Source organism: Kocuria kalidii (assembly GCF_044462225.1).
Taxonomy (GTDB): Bacteria; Actinomycetota; Actinomycetes; order Actinomycetales; family Micrococcaceae; genus Kocuria; species Kocuria kalidii.
On the sequence record NZ_JBISWJ010000110.1, the window covers coordinates 24,617 to 40,434 of the forward strand.

A 15,818-nucleotide genomic window follows, 5' to 3' on the forward strand; every position below is an offset into this window, starting at 1 on the left:
CTGGGTGGTGATCGGTCGGTCGGGACGTCAGCGCTTGCGCAGCAGGGCCAGGAACATGGCGTCCGTGCCGTGCACGTGCGGCCACAGCTGCACGGTCGCGGGGCCGGAGCTCCCCTCCCACGGGCGGAAGGGGTCCCGGTCCCCGTCGAGGCTGCCGGGCAGCGCCGCGGACCGGACCGGTCCCCGGGCGTCGGCCGGTTCGGCGTCCCCGCGCGCGGCCAGCACGTCCTCGACCACGGCGAACGTCTCGGCCGCGTGCGGTGAGCAGGTCACGTAGGCCACCAGGCCACCGGGCCGGGCGACGTCCAGGGCGGCGTGCAGCAGTTCCCGCTGCAGGGGCCCGAGCTCGGCCAGGTCCCGGGGGCTGCGCCGCCAGCGGGACTCCGGGCGGCGGCGCAGCGCCCCGAGACCCGTGCACGGGGCGTCGACGAGGACCCGGTCGAAGCCGGCCGACTCCGCCGGCCGGCCGTCGAGCAGCTCGTCGGCCCGGCGGCCGTCCCCCGTGCGGACCGACCAGGCCCGTGCCGGGACCGGCCGCAGGGCCTGGCGCACCAGCTCGGCCCGGTGCGGGGCCACCTCGTTGGCCGTCAGGTGGGCCCCCTGCCGGTCGGCGAGCGCCGCGAGCAGCGCCGCCTTCCCGCCCGGGCCGGCGCACAGGTCCAGCCAGCGTCCGCCGTCGGGGTCGTGGTCGCCGCCCTGACCGGGCGTGACGAGGGCGCGGGCGACGAGCTGGGACCCGGCGTCCTGGACGCGGACCCCGCCCTCGCGGACGGACGCGAGCCGGTGCAGGTCGCCGCCGCTACTCAGCGCCGACCCCGGGACGAGGACCCCCGGCTCCGCGCCCGCCGCGAGCGCCTCCGCGAGGTCCCCGAGGCCCGGCAGCGCCACGAGGTTGACCACGGGGGCGTCGTTGTCCGCCTCGAGCAGGGCCTCGATCTCGGCGGCGTCCCGGCCGTGGGCGGTGAGGGCCTGGCGCAGGGCGCGGACCTCCCACGCCGGGTGGGCGTGGGCCAGGCCGAGGCGGGCGGTCTCGTCGGTGACGTCGGCGGTCAGCTCCTCGATCCACGAGGGCAGGTCCCGGGCCGCGACCTTGCGCAGCACCGCGTTGACGAGCCCGCCGGGACCGGCTCCGATGACGGCCCGGACGAGTCCCACCGTCTGGTCGAGGGCCGCGTGGTCGGGCACGCGCATGGCCAGGAGCTGGTGCGTGCCCAGGCGCAGGGCGTCCAGCACGGGGCCGTCGAGCTCGTCCAGGGGCCGGTCGACGCACCGGGCGAGCACGGCGTCCCAGGTGCCCTGCCAGCGCAGCGCCCCGTAGGCCAGTTCCGTGGCGAAGCCGGCGTCCCGCCGGTCCAGCCGGTGGGCCCGGAGGAGCTTCGGAAGCACGAGGTTGCCGTAGGCCCCCTCCTCCGACACCGCGCGCAGGGTCTCGAACGCGGCCAGCCGGGCCGGGTCGGCGCGCCGCGTCCGGCCGGAGGGCGCGGCGGACGAGAACGACCGCTCGGACCCTGCGGGGCGGTTGCGCTCGTGCCCGCGGGCGTTGCGCCGACCGCCGGCGGGGCGCCGGTCGGGGCCGCCCCGCCGGTCGTCGCGTCCACGGTTCTCGCGCTCGTTCACCCGAACACCACCTTCTCCTCCGTCCTGCGGCCCCGCGCCCACGCGGCGGCGTCCATGGTCTTCTTCCCGGCGGGCTGCACCGTGCTCAGCTGCACCGCGTAGGAGCCGGTGCCCACGAGCACGGCGTCGCCGCGCAGCACGCACTCCCCCGGAGCGAGCTCCCGGACGTCGGGCCGGGCGGCCACCCGGTCGAGCTTGAACCTCCGGGCGTCGAGCTCGGTCCAGGCGCCCGGCTCGGGGGTGGCTCCCCGCACCCGGTGGACCACGGCCACGGCCGGGTCCGACCAGCGGACCCGGCCGTCGTCCGCCGTGAGCTTGGGGGCGAGCGTCACGTCGCCCTGCTGCGGGGCGGGCCGCGCCGAGCCGTCGACCACGGCGCGCAGGGAGTCCGCCAGCAGCGGTGCCGCCGTGCGGGAGAGGCGCTCGAGGACCGACCCGGCGGTGTCGTCGGGACGGACCTCGTCGGTCATGGTGCCGAGGACGGGGCCGGTGTCCAGGCCCGCCTCCAGCAGGAAGGTGCTGGCTCCCACGACCGTGTCCCCGGCCATGAGGGCGCGCTGGACGGGGGCCGCGCCGCGCCACTGCGGCAACAGGGAGAAGTGCAGGTTGATCCACCCGTGCGGCACGGCGTCGAGGGCGGGCTGCGGGACCAGGGCCCCGTAGGCGACCACGGCGGCGGCGTCCGCGCCCAGCCCCCGGATCCGCTCCGTCAGCTCCGGGTCCACCCGGTTGGCGTGGAGCAGGGGAATGCCCCGCCGCCGGGCCTCGTCGGCCACGGGCGAGGGGGTGAGCACCTTCTTGCGCCCCACGGGGGCGTCGGTGCGGGTGAGGACGGCCACGATCTCGACGTCGGGCTGCTCGGCCAGGTGGACCAGGGGCGGCACGGCGACGGACGGCGTGCCGGCGTAGAGAATCTTCACGGCTCTCCTGACGGGTGGGGACGAGGGCGGGGCGGGTGCCGGGCTCAGCCGGCGCCGGACGAGGACCCGGCGCCGAAGGAGGACCCGGCGCCGAAGGAGGAACCCACGTGCGCGGCGCGCTGCCCGGCGACGTCGCGGACGACCTCGGCGTAGCCGGCGGCACGGATCGCCCGCATCGCGTCCCGCTTTGCGGCTCCCGTGAGCCGGTCGACGTAGAGGCGCCCGTCCAGGTGGTCGGTCTCGTGCTGCAGGCAGCGGGCGAGCAGCCCGGTGCCCTCGACGGACACGGGCTCGCCGTGCTGGTCGACGCCGGTGACCCGGGCCCAGTGCCGGCGCGGGGTCTCGTGGCCGAGCCCGGGGACGGAGAGGCAGCCCTCACCGCCCTCCTGGGGCTCGGCGCCCACCTCCAGGACCGGGTTGACCACGTGGCCCTCCGCGCCCTCGACGGCCCAGGTGAACAGGCGCGCGCTCACCCCGACCTGGGGCGCGGCGAGGCCGACGCCGCCGACGTCCAGCATCGTCTCGTGCATGTCCGCGACGAGGCGGCGCAGGGCGTCGTCGAACACCGTGACCTCCTCCGCGCGGGTGCGCAGCACGGGGTCACCGATGGTGCGGATGGGCAGGACGGACATGGCTGGACCTCGCTCTCGACCCGACAAGTCTACGGGCCGCCGGTCCCCGGCGAGCACGCGCGGCGGTCCGGGCCTACGGCTGATCCTCGCGCACCGGCGGGGGCGGCACGGGGCGGAGCGCGGGACCCGCCCCGGCCAGGGCCGTCTCCTGGGTCCACAGCCGGTGCAGCGCGCAGAACTTGTACCAGTGCCGCTCGAGCACCGACGGGACGGCCTGCACGGGCACGACCTCGGTCTCGCCGACGGCGACCCCGAGCAGCAGGTCCGCGTCGCCGTACGCCCACGGCTCCCAGGTGCCGGCCTCGGCGTCCACGAGGGACTCCTCCGCCTTGAGCCCGGCCACCAGCTGGGTCACGACCTTGGGGTCGAGCGACTTGACGCGCCCGTCCCGGTCCGTGCCCTTGGTCTTGTAGTCGATCAGGCACACCTTGCCCGCGATCCGGGCCACGAGGTCCAGGGTGCCCGCGTAGCCGACGGTGGAGTTCCAGACGGTGATCTCGACCGCGAGCGGTTCGGGCTCGTAGAGGTCCCACCACTCGTCGAAGCGGGACGCGAAGCGCTCCTCGCCGTGCTCGGCCAGGGCGGCCCGCGCGTCCGCCGCCCGGTGGGGCCGGCCGAGGGCCCGAAGGGCGATCTGCTCGGCGTAGGTGTGCACCCGGTCCCCGCGCGCGGCGGCCTCGTCGCGGTGCCGCTCGGCCGCCTTGGCCGCGTCCCGCACGACCGCGCGCAGCTGGGCGGGCGAGCCCAGGGCCGCGCGCAGGCGGTCGTCCCGCACGGCGGCCTGGGCGGCGGAGTAGCCGTACCAGCCGTCCAGGTCGGTGGCGGCCCGGGCGAGGACCGTGGTGATGGAGGGGACGGTGGCCTGGTCCGCGACGGACCTCGCGTACATCCGTCCGTACTCGGTCTGTTCCGCCAGCCGGGGCTGTGTCACGCTGCTCGTCGCCTCTCCCTCGCCTCCCCGGGGTACGGGGCGTTCCCGGTGCTCCGGGTCCTGGACCGCAGGCTACCGACCGCCTCGGACACGGGACGCCCGCCGGGCGGCGCCGCGTCCCGGCACGGTCCGGCGCGGGGTCCGGACGCGACGAAGGCCCCGGCTCGGGGAGCCGGGGCCTTCCAGGTGGTGCGCGATACTGGGATCGAACCAGTGACCTCTTCCGTGTCAGGGAAGCGCGCTACCGCTGCGCCAATCGCGCTCGACCGGCGGTCTCCGCGGGAGACCGTCGAGCGTGGTGGGTGTGCACCGAGGTGGAGACGGGATTCGAACCCGCGTAGACGGCTTTGCAGGCCGCTGCCTAACCACTCGGCCACCCCACCGGGACCTGGTCCTCACGGACAGGGCCGTCGGTCACGGCATCGTTCCATGCCGATCACTGCGAGCGGACGACGGGAGTCGAACCCGCGACATCCACCATGGCAAGGTGGTGCTCTACCAGCTGAGCTACGTCCGCATGTCTTACCGGTCGATCGCTCGATCTTCCGGTTTGGAACTCTAGCACAACCCGGTCCGGTGGATCTCCACCGCGCCGGGGCGTGCACCGTCCGACAGCCTCGGCGTCCGGGGACGGCCCTGCGGCCGGTCCGGTGCGCCGGAACCCGTCGGTGTTCCTGACAGGTGAAGACTGTACGGGACCGATTTCCGAAACGCCAAATTGCCGGCGGGGGCCCGGACCGGCGGGCTCCGGCGCGCAGGGACCGGGTCCGGATTGGCCCGCGGCCGGGTTGTGGGTTATGGTTTTCGAGCAGTGAGCGCGATTGGCGCAGTGGTAGCGCGCTTCGTTCACACCGAAGAGGTCACTGGTTCGAACCCAGTATCGCGCACGAGCACCGCACGAAGGGCCCCGGCTGATCCAGCCGGGGCCCTTCGTCGTCGTGGTCGTGGCCCGTCGTCGTGACCGCGCGGCGCCGACCCGCGATCCCCGGCCGCGGGGTTGCCGGTGGGACCGCCGGGACGCCCCGGTCCGGGCCCCTCAGACCGCGGAGACGTCCCCGAGGATGCCCTCGCGGGCGAGGGCGGTGAGGCGGGACACGGCGCGGCTGTACTTCTTCTGGTAGCCGCCGGCCATCATCTCGGCGGTGAAGACCTCGTCGAAGGGCCGGCCGGAGGCGATGATCGGCAGGTTCTTGTCGTAGAGCCGGTCCGCGAGCACCACGAAGCGCAGCGCCACGGCCTGCTGCTCGATGGTGTGCACGTCCCGCCACGCCACGGCGTCGATCCCCTCGATGAGCTTGCGGTACCGGGAGGGGTGCACGGTCGAGAGGTGCTCCACGAGGTCCGCGAACGCGTCGGCGGCCACGACCCGTCCCGAGAAGTGCTCCTCCACCGCCCGGTCGAGCTCCCCGTCGGACAGCGGCGCGGGGGCCTGCGGGAGGCCCCGGTGGCGGAAGTCCTCGCCGTCGATCCGCAGCACCTCGAACTGGTCGGCCAGCACCTGGATCTCCCGCTGGAAGTCCTGTGCGGCGAAGCGGCCGTCGCCGAGCGAACCCGGCAGCGTGTTGGACGTCGCGGCGATGCGCACCCCGGCGTCGGCGAGCTCGCGCATCAGCCGGGACATCAGGACCGTGTCACCGGGGTCGTCGAGCTCGAACTCGTCGATGCACACGAGCCGGTAGGTGCTCAGCGCGTCGACGGCCTTGCGGAACGTGAGCGCCCCCACGAGGTTGGTGTACTCCACGAACGTGCCGAACGCCTTCGGGCCGGGCACCGCGTGCCACAGCGACGCGAGCAGGTGGGTCTTGCCCACCCCGAAGCCGCCGTCGAGGTAGATGCCCGTCCGCACGTCGTCGTTGCGGCTCCCCCCGCCGAAGAGCTTCGAGAAGAAGCTCCCGCCGGAGCCCGTCGAACGGTCGACGGAGTCGGCGAAGTTCCGCAGCTCCCGCACGGCCTCGGACTGGGAGGGCTGCTGCGGGTCGGGACGGTAGGTGTCGAAGGACACCTCCCCGAAACGCTCCGAGGGCCGGAAGGCGGACAGCAGTTCGTCCGCCGACACCTGGGGACGCCGCTCGGTGAGGTGCTCGATCTGGATGCTCACGGGGAGACTCCTCTGCCCGCCGTGCCCGGCGGCTCGCTGTTCCGGCGCGCCGAGCGGCGCGCGCGCGTGCTTCCGGCGATTTTACCGGCTGGCCCGCCGACCGGGTGCGCCCGCCGCGAAATACGGGCTGCCGGGGACGCTGCGACGCTCCCCGCGGGGGCGTCCCGGGGCGCGGACCACTACCCTGGAGGGGAAGCCGGTCCGCGAGGACCCGTACCCCGAATCCCCACCCCGGAAGGAGTCCCCATGGGCGTTGCCGTGGAGAACAACGAAGATTTCGCGCAGTACGCGCACCCCGAGCGGCTGGTGTCCACCGCATGGGTCGCCGAGCACCGGGACGACCCCGGGGTGACCGTGGTCGAGTCGGACGAGGACGTCCTGCTGTACGAGACCGGGCACGTCCCGGGTGCCGTGAAGATCGACTGGCACACCGACCTCAACCGCCCCGACACCCGCGACTACGTCGACGCGACCGAGTTCGCCGACCTCATGGCCCGCAAGGGCATCTCCCGCGACACCACGATCGTGGTCTACGGGGACAAGTCCAACTGGTGGGCCGCCTACGCCCTGTGGGTGTTCGAGCTGTTCGGCCACCCGGACGTCCGGCTCATGGACGGCGGGCGGGACAAGTGGGTCGCCGAGGGCCGGGAGCTGTCCACGGACAAGGTCGTGCCCGAGCGCGCCGACTACCCGGTGGTCGAGCGCGACGACGCCCCGATCCGGGCGTACCAGGAGGACGTCCTCGCCCACCTCGGCGAGCAGCCCCTGATCGACGTCCGTTCCCTGCCGGAGTACACGGGCGAGCGCACCCACATGCCCGAATACCCCCAGGAGGGCACGCTGCGCGGGGGGCACATCCCCACCGCCGCGTCCGTGCCGTGGGCGCGGGCCGCCGCCGAGGACGCCACGTTCCGCTCGCGCGAGGAGCTCGACGCGATCTACCGCGACGAGGTGGGGCTCTCCGACGACGACGACATCATCGCCTACTGCCGCATCGGCGAGCGCTCCAGCCACACGTGGTTCGTGCTGAAGTACCTGCTGGGGTACGAGAAGGTCCGCAACTACGACGGGTCCTGGACCGAGTGGGGCAACTCCGTGCGCGTGCCGATCGTCCTCGGCGAGGAGCGCGGCGAGGCCCCGGGGGCCGCCCGGTGAGCGGATCCCTGCCCGCCCAGCTCGAGGAGCTCGTCGAGGACTTCACGGCCGTGCCGCAGGAGGACAAGCTGCAGCTGCTGCTCGACTTCTCCCGCTCCCTCCCGGCGCTGCCCGACCGGCTGGGGGAGCACCCGGAGGAGCTCGAGCAGGTCGTCGAGTGCCAGTCGCCGCTGTTCCTGACGGTCGAGTGGGACGAGGGCGCCGAGCCCGGGCCCGGTGCCCCGGTGCGGCTGTTCTTCTCCGCCCCCGCGGAGGCACCGACCACCCGCGGCTTCGCCTCGATCCTGCACGAGGGTCTCGACGGGCTCCCGGCCCAGCAGGTCCTGGACGTCCCCGACGACCTGCCGGAGCGCTTCGGGCTCACCCAGCTCGTGTCCCCGCTGCGGATGCGCGGGATGTCCGCGATGCTCGCGCGGATCAAGCGGCGGGTCCGCGAGCTCCAGGGCGCCTGAGCCGGGACCGGCGTGGCGAAGGCGTCCCGTCGCACGGGTCCCACCGCCGCCGTCGCGCTGCTGGTGCGCGAGGGCGTGGCCCACACCCTGCACGAGTACGACCACGACCCGGCGGCGGCGTCCTTCGGCCTGGAGGCCGCCGCCGCCCTCGGCCGGGACCCGGAGCAGGTCCTGAAGACCCTGCTGGTCGTGCACGAGCGGGAGTGGGCGGTGGCCGTGCTGCCCGTGGCGGGGCGGCTGTCCCTGCGGGCGGCCGCGGCCGCCCTGGGCTGGAAGCGGGCGGCCCTGGCGGAGCCCCGGCTCGCGGAGCGGCGCACCGGCTACGTGGTCGGCGGGATCTCGCCCCTGGGACAGCGGACGCCCTCCCCCACCCTGCTCGACGACTCGGCACGGTCGTGGCCCACGGTCCTCGTCTCCGCCGGGCGGCGGGGCCTCGAGGTCGAGCTGCCGCCGGCCGAGCTGCTGCGCCTCACGGGCGGGCGCACCGCCGCGCTGCGCTCCTGACGGCGCCTCAGCGGCGCCCCGCGCTCCCGACGCGGAAGGTCCGGGCGTCCTGGGCCAGCCGTCCCGGCAGCCAGCGCCGCACGGCGTCCTCCCAGCGCTGCGGGTCCACGTTCCACTCCTTGGTGTGCCGGGCGCGGGCGAAGGGCACGAACTCGACGAGCCGGTTGAGCTCCGCGAGCCGGCGGGAGCTCGCGGCGGGGACGAACTCGTCGTCCACGGAGTGCAGCACCAGCGTGGGCGTGCGCAGGTGCTCGGACCGGGAGAGCCAGTCGAGGGCCTTGAGGTCCACCGGTGCGGCGAGCCCCGTCAGCATCCGCCCCGCCGGGTGCGAGATCAGGTTCGTGGCCAGCCGGCCGATCCCCGACGGGATGCGGCGGGTGCGGGAGTGGTGGGCGATGAGCTCGAACCAGTCCACCACGGGGCCGGTGAGCACGAGGGCGGCGATGTCGTCCCGGTAGAAGGACAGGTCCGCCGTCTGGAGCGAGATCGCCCCGCCCATGGACCAGCCGAAGAGCACGATCTGCGTGGCGCCGCGGGACTTCGCGTAGCTGATCGCCGTCTGCACGTCCTTCCACTCGGTGAACCCCAGCCCGTACCGGAAGTCGTGCGTGGGCGGCGCCTCCCGGTCGTTGCGGTAGGAGATCAGCAGGGAGGTCAGTCCCAGCGCCCGCGCCACCGGGACGGCGCGGACCGTCTCCATCCGGTTGGCGCCGCGCCCGTGCACCATGATCGCCCAGGGGCCCGGGAGCACCCGCGGCCGCTCCCCCTCCGGGGTGGGCCCGCCCTCCGCGGGGACGACCCAGCAGGGCGCGGGACCCACCTCGATGGGGATCTCGACCTCCTCGAAGGGCAGGCCCGCGGCCCCGGGGTCCGGGTAGACGGTCCCGGACCAGAAGCCGCGGGTGGCCCGGAACAGGTCCCCCGTGTAGACCTCCTCCACCACCCGGGTCACGGTCCCCTCCTGGGGGGAGTAGGCGCGGATGGCGCCGATCCGGGCGTGGCCCCGCCCCGCGTCGAAGCGCAGGCTGTAGGTCCCCGCCACCGTCGTGTCCACCGTGGCCGGCAGCCGCACGAGCGTCGCCGCGGACGGGTCGCCGTCCTCGCCGCTCCGGGTGACCTCGAGGATCTGCAGGTCCTCGGAGCGGTACTTCGGGGGGACGACCACCTGGCGGGCGAAGTAGGCCGCCGCCGCGCTGGAGAGCCCGAAGGACAGTGACGCCGCGCCCACGGTGACGGCCGCCCCGACCACGGCGCCGCGCGCCCACTGTGTCGCGGACGGGTTCTCGGGGACGGCGGGGACCGGCACGGGGCGTCGCAGCATGCCCTCAGTCTTCCACGGGCCGCGGGCATAACCGGGAGGGGCGCGTCGTTGTGCTGGCCGGGCGGTCCGCGCCCCGGGCGGCACCGAGCCGCCCGGCCGGACCACCGGGCGGTCCCCGGACGGGGCCGCCGACCGGACCACCGAACGAATCCCGGAGGACGACACCATGAGCGAGACCACCAGGCACGGCGACCGCCCCGACGCCGCCGGACGGACCGAGGAGGACTGGCGCTCGATCCTGTCGCCGGAGGAGTACCGGGTGCTGCGGGAGGCGGGCACCGAGCGCCCCTTCACGGGCGAGTACTGGGACACGGAGACCGAGGGCGTCTACGAGTGCCGCGCGTGCGGCGCGGAGCTGTTCCGCTCCGAGGCCAAGTTCGACGCGCACTGCGGCTGGCCCTCCTTCTACGCGCCGCTGGCCGAGGACCGGGTCCGGTACCTCAAGGACACCGACCTCGGGATGGAGCGGGTGGAGGTGCGGTGCGCGGCCTGCGACTCGCACATGGGCCACGTCTTCGGCGGCGAGGGCTTCCCCACCCCCACCGACCTCCGGTACTGCATCAACTCCGTCTCCGTCCGTCTCGCCCCCGCCGCGGACTGAGCGACCCCCGCGCCCGTCCCGCCGCCGGGTGCACCGGCCCGGTCGGGCGCCCGCGGCGTGGCACGGCCGGTGCGGACGGCCGGACGGCCTACTCTTCCAGTGTGAGCGCGGTGAACGACCTGTCCGAGATGTCCCAGGACTTCCACGACGCCCTCGAGCAGCTGCGCCTCGGCCGGCACCGGGGGGACGTCGTGCTCACGGCGATCCCCGCCCCGGCGCACCTGGCGCCCTTCGCCGCCGCGGTGCGCGCCGAGGTGCGGCGGCCGGGCCTCTCCCTTCCCGCCCCGGCGCTCGCGGCCGCCCCGGGCGCGCTGCCGGCTCTCGGCACGGGCAGCGCCCTCCCGGGCCGGCGGGCCCGCGCGGGTGCGCCGCGCGCCGGTGCGCCGGACGACGAGCTGGCCACGGGACGCTTCGTGCTCCTGCACGATCCCTCCGAGCCCGCCGCGTGGGGCGGCCCCTTCCGCATCGTGACCTGGGCGCGGGCGGCCGCCGGCCGGGACATCGGCTGCGACGACACGGCGGGCGCGATGGCCTGGACCTGGCTCCTCGAGGCCCTGGACCGCCACCGGGCCGGATACTCTCGGGAGGGCGGCACCGCGTCCCGGGTCCTCGCGGAGGGCTTCGGGCTCCTGGGCGACCAGGAGGAGGGGGCCGACGTCGAGCTGCGGGCCTCCTGGACGCCCGACGGCTCCGACGTGGCTCCGCACCTCGCGGCCTGGGCCGACACGGTCTGCACCTTCGCCGGCCTGCCGCCCTACCCGCGGGGCGTGACCGTGCTTCACCCGCGCCGCTGACCACCGAACCGACCGTGCCCCACCGGGGCCGACACAGAATCGAAGACGCTCCTTGACCAGCCCAGCCGACCGCCGATCCGCGCCCGACGAGGCCCCGACCCCCGTGGTCGACGGCTTCGACGACTTCGAGATCCCCGACACCGTCCACCTCGTGGCGCCGTTCGACGGGATCCCGCCGGTCATCGACACCGTGGCCGGGCTGGAGCGGGCCGCCGCCGCCGTCGCGGAGGGCACCGGCCCGGCCGCGATCGACACCGAGCGGGCGTCCGGCTTCCGCTACGGACAGCGCGCCTTCCTCGTGCAGCTGCGGCGCGAGGGCGTGGGCACCGTGCTCGTCGACCCCGAGGCCACCGGCTCGCTGGCCGTGCTGGGCGAGGCGCTCTCCGGGGTCGAGTGGGTCCTGCACGCCGCCACCCAGGACCTGCCCTCCCTGCGCGCGCTCGGCATGGAGCCGGACCTGCTCTTCGACACGGAGCTGGGCGGCCGCATCGCGGGTCTGCGGCGCGTGGGCCTGGCCGCGGAGACGGAGGAGCTGCTGGGCTACACCCTCGCGAAGGAGCACTCGGCCGTGGACTGGTCGAAGCGGCCGCTGCCGAAGGAGTGGCTGAACTACGCCGCACTCGACGTCGAGATGCTGATCCAGCTGCGCTGGGCCATGGAGGACCTGCTGCGCGAGCAGGACAAGCTCGAGTGGGCGCTGCAGGAGTTCGAGGCCGTGCGCACCGCAGCGCCGGCTCCGCCGCGGCAGGATCCGTGGCGCCGGACGTCCGGGACGAACAGGCTGAAGGGCCGGCGGCAGCTCACCGCCCTGCGCTGCCTGTGGGAGGAGCGGGAGCGGCTCGCCCAGCACAAGGACATCGCCCCCGGCCGCCTGCTGCCCGACGCCGCGCTGGTGGCCGCCGCGTCGGCCATGCCGCGCACCGTCCCCCAGCTGCTGGCGACACCGGGGTTCCACGGCCGGCTGGCCGCCCGGGAGGCACCCCGCTGGCTGCGGGCGATCTCCGAGGCCCGCAACGCCACGGAGCTCGTCCCGTTCACCGTGAAGTCCGACGCCCTGCCGCCCGTGAAGGCGTGGGAGGTGAAGCGCCCGGAGGCGGCCGCGCGGCTGAAGGTCCTGAAGCCCCTCGTGGCCGAGCTCGCGGAGACGCACGGGCTGCCCACCGAGAACCTGCTGACCCCGGAGCACCTGCGGCGCTTCTGCTGGCAGCCCCCGAAGAGCACGACCGATCAGGCGGTGGCGGACCGCCTGCGGGACCTCGGGGCGCGCCCGTGGCAGGTGCAGCTGGCCGCACCGGCCGTCGGGACGGCGTGGCGTGAGCTGCGGGCCCGCAAGCGCGCCGCGCGTCAGGCGGAGCGCGACCAGCCGCCGGGCGAGGACGGGGACGCCCCCGCCGCCTGAGCGGCCCCGGTTACCGGGACGAGGACGGGCCCCGGCCGTCGGCCGGGGCCCGTCCGGTCGCACCTGGAGTTCGGTGCGGCGGTTCGGTGCCGGAGGTCAGTCCTGCATGTCGCCCGGGGCCGGGTGCGGCTCGGCCGGGTCCATGGGGCTCTCCGGGGTGACCGGCTTCGCTCCCTGCAGGTCGGCGTAGCCGCTGTCCGAGGTCCCGCCGGAGCCGGACGAGTCCTGCCCGCCCGAGGCTCCGGAGACCTTGCCCTTGACGGTCGAGGACGCGTCGGAGGCCTTGGTGCCCACGGAGTCGGCCGCCTTCTTGGCCGTGTCCGCCAGCTTGCCGCCGACCACGGGGACCTCGGACTTGACCCAGTCGGTCCCCTCGGAGACCTTGTCCTGGACCTTGGGGTCCTGCCAGGTCTTCAGGGCGTTCTGCTTCAGGGCCTCGTAGCTCTGCCGGCCCGAGGCCGATCCGACGACGAAGCCGACCCCGAATCCGGTCACGAAGATGAGTCGTTTGAGCATGGTGCTGTCCTTCCGTCCGTCCCGGCGCTGCGGCCGGGCCCGGGGCGGAGCCGGTCGTGCACGGCTCGTCCCGCTGGCTGCTTGTCATCATCATCCTACTGATGAACTGGGCCGGCGGACACCGGTGCCGCGAGGCTCCGCTCACAGCGATCACGCGCAGGGGTGCCGACGCGGGGACGGGCCACGGGCCGGACCGCTGCGCCTAGACTGGCGGGCGGACACCGAGCCCCGTCGAGAGGACCTCCATGACCCCGCTTCCGCACCCGACGTCCTGCCCCTCCCGGCGCGCGGTCCTCGGCCTCGCCGGGGCGGGCTCGGCCGCGGCGCTCACCGGCTGCTCCGGGAGCGAGCCGCCGACGACCGGGAGCACGTCGCCCGGGGGCGGGGAGGGCTCCGCCCCCGTGGACGCCGGGCCCGTGGAGGACCTGGCGGTGGGCTCGGCGGTGCGGGTCGACCAGCAGGGTGTGCAGGCCGTGGTGAGCCGCCCGACCGCCGACACGGTCGTCGCGTTCTCCCCCGTCTGCCCGCACCAGGGGTGCACGGTGACGCCCGGGGACGGGCTCTACGTCTGCCCGTGCCACTCCTCGCAGTTCGACCTCGCGACGGGCGAGGTCCTCTCCGGGCCCGCGGAGACCGGTCTGGAGCCCTACCCGGCGGGCGTCGAGGACGGGCGGATCGTCCTCGGCTGATCCGCCGCGGGCGGGAGCGGGCTCAGCCGCGGCGCGACCGCGGCAGCGAGGCCCCCCGGGTGTCCCCGTCCGCCCCGGCGACGACGTCCTGCTCGGCGGCGGGTCCGTCGCTCCGCACGGGACGGGCGTAGGGCACGCGGGTGCCCAGCACGGAGGCCAGGGTGTCCTGGGCGACGCGCTGAGCGGTCAGGCCCACCCGGGCGAGGACCTGGGAGCGCGAGCCGTGCTGCAGGAACTGCGTGGGCAGGCCGACCTCGTTGAGGGCCGTGTCGACGCCCGCCGCGCGCATCTCCTGGCGGATCCGGGAGCCGATCCCGCCGGCGCGCACGCCGTCCTCGACGACGACGACGATGCGGTGCTGGGCGGCGAGCTCGATGACCGAGCCGGGAACCGGCAGCACCCACCGGGGGTCGACCACGGTGGAGGACACGCCGTGGGCCTCGAGACGGTCGGCGACGTCCAGGGCCAGGGCGCTCATGGCGCCGACGGACACGATCAGGACGTCCCGGCGGGCCCCCTCGGTCCCGCTCTCGCCGCCGCGGCGGGCGAGCACGTCCACCCCGTCCGGGAGCCGCTCGACCGCAGGGACCGGGGCGCCCACGGAACCCTTCGGGTAGCGGATGACGGTGGGGGCGTCGTCGACGGCCACCGCCTCGCGCAGCTCCTCGGTGAGGGTCGCCTCGTCGCGCGGGGCCGCGAGGTGCAGCCCGGGCACGATCTGGAGCAGCGCGAGGTCCCACATGCCGTGGTGGCTGGGCCCGTCGGGCCCGGTGACCCCGGCGCGGTCGAGGACCACCGTGACGCCGGCCCGGTGCAGCGCGACGTCCATCAGGAGCTGGTCGAACCCCCGGTTGAGGAACGTGGCGTAGAGGGCCACCACCGGGTGCAGCCCGCCGTAGGCCATGCCGGCGGCCATCGCGATGGCGTGCTGCTCGGCGATGCCCACGTCCACGACCCGGTCGGGGTGGGCGGCCTGCATCTTCTGCAGGCCCACGGGGATGAGCATGGCGCCGGTGATGCCGACGACGTCCTGCCGCTCGTCGGCGATCCGGGCGATCTCGTCGCGGAACACGGCCGTCCAGCTGCGCTCGGAGCTCGTGGCCGTGGAACGGCCCGTCACGGGGTCGATGACTCCCACGGCGTGGAACTGGTCGTCCTCGTTGGCGATCGCCGGCGCGAAGCCGTGGCCCTTCTCGGTGATCGCGTGCACGATGACCGGGCCGCCGTAGTTCTTGGCGTTGCCCAGCGCCTGCTCGACGGCCTCGAGGTCGTGCCCGTCGACGGGACCGACGTACTTCATGCCGAGGTCCTCGAAGATCCCCTGGGGCACCACCACGTCCTTGAGGCCCTGCTTCATGCCGTGCAGACCGCGGTAGACCATGCCCCCCACCGGGCCGGAGTGCTTCAGGAGGTTCTTCACCGACTCGAGGGTCTGCTCGTAGCGGCGGTCGGTGCGCACGGCGTCCACGCCCTGCTGCACGCTGGCCTGCAGCTCCGCGAGGTGGTTCGCGAAGCCGCCCACCGTCGGGGCGTAGGAGCGCCCGTTGTCGTTGACCACGATCACGACCTTGCGGTCGCGGTCGGAGGCGATGTTGTTGACCGCCTCCCAGGTCATGCCCCCGGTGAGCGCCCCGTCCCCCACGAGGACCACCGTGTGCCGGTCGTGCTGCCCGGTCATGGCGTAGCCGCGCGAGATGCCGTCGGCCCAGGACAGGGACGACGACGCGTGGGAGGACTCGACGATGTCGTGCTCGGACTCCGCACGGTCCGGGTAGCCGGCGAGCCCGCCCTCCTGGCGCAGCGTCCCGAAGTTCTTGCGCCCGGTGAGCAGCTTGTGCACGTAGGACTGGTGCCCGGTGTCGAAGACCACGGAGTCCTTGGGCGAGTCGAAGACCCGGTGCACCGCCAGGGTCAGCTCGACGACCCCCAGGTTGGGCCCCAGGTGGCCGCCCGTCGCGGAGACGTGCGTGACCAGGAAGTCGCGGATCTCCGCGGCGAGCTCGGTCAGCTCGGCGCGGCTCAGCCCCGCGAGGTCCTCGGGTCCGGACACCCGCTCCAGCACGCTCATGGTTTCTCCCGCTGTCCTCGGCGTCGTGGTCCGCCGCTCCGGCTCTGGGGGGCCGGGGCGGCACGTTCCCCCGATCCTACTCGCAAGTCCCGACACCGCCGTCAGCGCGGCAGGGGCCCGG

The 15,818-nt window shown here is 75.0% G+C and carries 15 protein-coding genes and 4 tRNA genes; 8 read left to right on the forward strand and 11 right to left on the reverse strand.

Annotation, left to right across the window (positions count from 1 at the left end; translation table 11 throughout):
- Window positions 1–27 precede the first annotated feature (27 nt).
- From ACH9D3_RS16395 to ACH9D3_RS16425, 7 genes are all read right to left on the reverse strand, one after another.
- Complete coding sequence (locus ACH9D3_RS16395; protein ID WP_396411741.1) at window positions 28–1,617, reverse strand: transcription antitermination factor NusB; 1,590 nt, start codon at window positions 1,615–1,617, stop codon at window positions 28–30.
- Window positions 1,614–2,537 carry a methionyl-tRNA formyltransferase gene (fmt, locus tag ACH9D3_RS16400; protein WP_396398355.1) on the reverse strand — a complete coding sequence of 308 codons (924 nt, stop codon included), beginning with the start codon at window positions 2,535–2,537 and terminating at the stop codon, window positions 1,614–1,616. Before fmt ends, ACH9D3_RS16395 begins: the two co-directional genes overlap by 4 nt.
- A gap of 44 nt (window positions 2,538–2,581) precedes the next feature.
- Window positions 2,582–3,169: a peptide deformylase gene (gene def / locus ACH9D3_RS16405; RefSeq protein ID WP_396411742.1), complete on the reverse strand. Its 588-nt coding sequence runs from the start codon at window positions 3,167–3,169 to the stop codon at window positions 2,582–2,584.
- A gap of 73 nt (window positions 3,170–3,242) precedes the next feature.
- Entirely contained in the window at window positions 3,243–4,100 is an 858-nt protein-coding gene (locus ACH9D3_RS16410; protein ID WP_396411743.1) for a cytochrome, read from the reverse strand.
- A 187-nt stretch (window positions 4,101–4,287) separates the two neighbouring features.
- Window positions 4,288–4,362: transfer RNA gene (locus ACH9D3_RS16415), tRNA-Val, on the reverse strand.
- A 50-nt stretch (window positions 4,363–4,412) separates the two neighbouring features.
- A tRNA-Cys gene (locus ACH9D3_RS16420) sits at window positions 4,413–4,483 on the reverse strand.
- Window positions 4,484–4,544: 61 nt separating this feature from the next.
- Window positions 4,545–4,617, reverse strand: a tRNA-Gly gene (locus tag ACH9D3_RS16425).
- A 298-nt stretch (window positions 4,618–4,915) separates the two neighbouring features.
- Here ACH9D3_RS16425 and ACH9D3_RS16430 point away from each other — a divergent pair.
- Window positions 4,916–4,987 (forward strand) — tRNA-Val (locus tag ACH9D3_RS16430).
- 149 nt (window positions 4,988–5,136) lie between these two features.
- Here ACH9D3_RS16430 and zapE read toward each other — a convergent pair.
- On the reverse strand, window positions 5,137–6,198 hold the full coding sequence (zapE, locus tag ACH9D3_RS16435) for a cell division protein ZapE (protein WP_396411744.1): 1,062 nt from the start codon (window positions 6,196–6,198) through the stop codon (window positions 5,137–5,139).
- 246 nt (window positions 6,199–6,444) lie between these two features.
- On the opposite strand from zapE, the gene ACH9D3_RS16440 reads away from it, so the two are divergent.
- Genes ACH9D3_RS16440 through ACH9D3_RS16450 form a run of 3 tightly spaced genes read left to right on the forward strand, consistent with a single transcriptional unit; the run spans window position 6,445 to window position 8,309 of the window.
- On the forward strand, window positions 6,445–7,353 hold the full coding sequence (locus ACH9D3_RS16440; protein ID WP_396411745.1) for a rhodanese-like domain-containing protein: 909 nt from the start codon (window positions 6,445–6,447) through the stop codon (window positions 7,351–7,353).
- Window positions 7,350–7,805 (forward strand): SufE family protein, encoded by a 456-nt coding sequence (locus tag ACH9D3_RS16445; protein ID WP_396398360.1) that lies wholly within the window; start codon window positions 7,350–7,352, stop codon window positions 7,803–7,805. Before ACH9D3_RS16440 ends, ACH9D3_RS16445 begins: the two co-directional genes overlap by 4 nt.
- Before the next feature lie 12 nt (window positions 7,806–7,817).
- Window positions 7,818–8,309: an aminoacyl-tRNA deacylase gene (locus tag ACH9D3_RS16450; protein ID WP_396398362.1), complete on the forward strand. Its 492-nt coding sequence runs from the start codon at window positions 7,818–7,820 to the stop codon at window positions 8,307–8,309.
- 7 nt (window positions 8,310–8,316) lie between these two features.
- On the opposite strand, the gene ACH9D3_RS16455 is transcribed toward ACH9D3_RS16450, so the two are convergent.
- Window positions 8,317–9,630, reverse strand: a complete 1,314-nt coding sequence (locus ACH9D3_RS16455; protein ID WP_396411746.1) for an alpha/beta fold hydrolase — start codon at window positions 9,628–9,630, stop codon at window positions 8,317–8,319.
- Between the two features lie 166 nt (window positions 9,631–9,796).
- Here ACH9D3_RS16455 and msrB point away from each other — a divergent pair, with 166 nt between their 5' ends.
- The 3 genes from msrB (at window position 9,797) to ACH9D3_RS16470 (ending at window position 12,424) form a co-directional block, all read left to right on the forward strand.
- Complete coding sequence (msrB, locus tag ACH9D3_RS16460) at window positions 9,797–10,231, forward strand: peptide-methionine (R)-S-oxide reductase MsrB (protein ID WP_396411747.1); 435 nt, start codon at window positions 9,797–9,799, stop codon at window positions 10,229–10,231.
- A 101-nt stretch (window positions 10,232–10,332) separates the two neighbouring features.
- Window positions 10,333–11,025 carry a DUF3000 family protein gene (locus ACH9D3_RS16465; RefSeq protein WP_396411748.1) on the forward strand — a complete coding sequence of 231 codons (693 nt, stop codon included), beginning with the start codon at window positions 10,333–10,335 and terminating at the stop codon, window positions 11,023–11,025.
- 52 nt (window positions 11,026–11,077) lie between these two features.
- Window positions 11,078–12,424, forward strand: coding sequence for an HRDC domain-containing protein (locus ACH9D3_RS16470; protein ID WP_396411749.1), 1,347 nt, complete (start codon window positions 11,078–11,080; stop codon window positions 12,422–12,424).
- 96 nt (window positions 12,425–12,520) lie between these two features.
- Here ACH9D3_RS16470 and ACH9D3_RS16475 read toward each other — a convergent pair whose 3' ends face one another.
- Window positions 12,521–12,940: a hypothetical protein gene (locus ACH9D3_RS16475; protein ID WP_396411750.1), complete on the reverse strand. Its 420-nt coding sequence runs from the start codon at window positions 12,938–12,940 to the stop codon at window positions 12,521–12,523.
- Between the two features lie 245 nt (window positions 12,941–13,185).
- Here ACH9D3_RS16475 and ACH9D3_RS16480 point away from each other — a divergent pair, with 245 nt between their 5' ends.
- Entirely contained in the window at window positions 13,186–13,629 is a 444-nt protein-coding gene (locus ACH9D3_RS16480; RefSeq protein ID WP_396411751.1) for a Rieske 2Fe-2S domain-containing protein, read from the forward strand.
- Between the two features lie 22 nt (window positions 13,630–13,651).
- On the opposite strand, the gene dxs is transcribed toward ACH9D3_RS16480, so the two are convergent.
- Complete coding sequence (gene dxs / locus ACH9D3_RS16485) at window positions 13,652–15,697, reverse strand: 1-deoxy-D-xylulose-5-phosphate synthase (protein WP_396411752.1); 2,046 nt, start codon at window positions 15,695–15,697, stop codon at window positions 13,652–13,654.
- Between the last annotated feature and the right edge of the window lie 121 nt (window positions 15,698–15,818).

Coding starts and splice junctions, on each gene's coding strand:
- def (WP_396411742.1), bottom strand. CDS start 3,169: ATGTCCGTCCTGCCCATCCGCACCATCGGTGACCCCGTGCTGCGCACC.
- ACH9D3_RS16440 (WP_396411745.1), top strand. CDS start 6,445: ATGGGCGTTGCCGTGGAGAACAACGAAGATTTCGCGCAGTACGCGCAC.
- ACH9D3_RS16455 (WP_396411746.1), bottom strand. CDS start 9,630: ATGCTGCGACGCCCCGTGCCGGTCCCCGCCGTCCCCGAGAACCCGTCC.
- msrB (WP_396411747.1), top strand. CDS start 9,797: ATGAGCGAGACCACCAGGCACGGCGACCGCCCCGACGCCGCCGGACGG.
- ACH9D3_RS16475 (WP_396411750.1), bottom strand. CDS start 12,940: ATGCTCAAACGACTCATCTTCGTGACCGGATTCGGGGTCGGCTTCGTC.
- ACH9D3_RS16480 (WP_396411751.1), top strand. CDS start 13,186: ATGACCCCGCTTCCGCACCCGACGTCCTGCCCCTCCCGGCGCGCGGTC.
- dxs (WP_396411752.1), bottom strand. CDS start 15,697: ATGAGCGTGCTGGAGCGGGTGTCCGGACCCGAGGACCTCGCGGGGCTG.